Source organism: Brachyspira catarrhinii, assembly GCF_005518285.1.
Taxonomy (GTDB): domain Bacteria; phylum Spirochaetota; class Brachyspiria; order Brachyspirales; family Brachyspiraceae; genus Brachyspira; species Brachyspira catarrhinii.
This window is the reverse complement of sequence record NZ_SJDU01000832.1, coordinates 1-371: the sequence shown is the minus strand read 5'-3', so window position 1 is coordinate 371 and position 371 is coordinate 1. Positions and strand designations below refer to the sequence as shown.

Sequence of the window (371 nt, the reverse complement as noted above, 5' to 3'; positions counted from 1 at the left end):
GAATATAGAATAGTCGAAAGTACCTTTAATATAACCTATTAATGCTGTAGAATACATAGTACCTATATCATTCATATTTAATTTAAGACTTCCTGCATCAGTATCTCCATATTTAACATTAATAGTTGAAGCCATAGGAATTTTTACTCCTCCTCCTATACCTATTGCAAATGCACCAATATTTACTTTAGGAAGCAATCCTATTTGTATGCTTTCAAAAGATTGGGATAAAGTCATTCTAGGTGCTCCATTTCCTGCTTCCATAGCAGAACCGTCTATAGAAAAAGCAAAAGTATCATGTGCGTATCCTATTTCTCCTAATATACTAATACCTAAACCATCAGTTATACCAATCATATAACCTAATTGAG

The 371-nt window shown here is 32.1% G+C and carries 1 pseudogene; it reads right to left on the bottom strand.

Features of this window, described 5'->3' with window-relative positions:
- Positions 1 to 357 (bottom strand): annotated as a pseudogene (locus EZH24_RS13590) (PorT family protein); the annotation flags it as partial.
- Between the last annotated feature and the right edge of the window lie 14 nt (positions 358 to 371).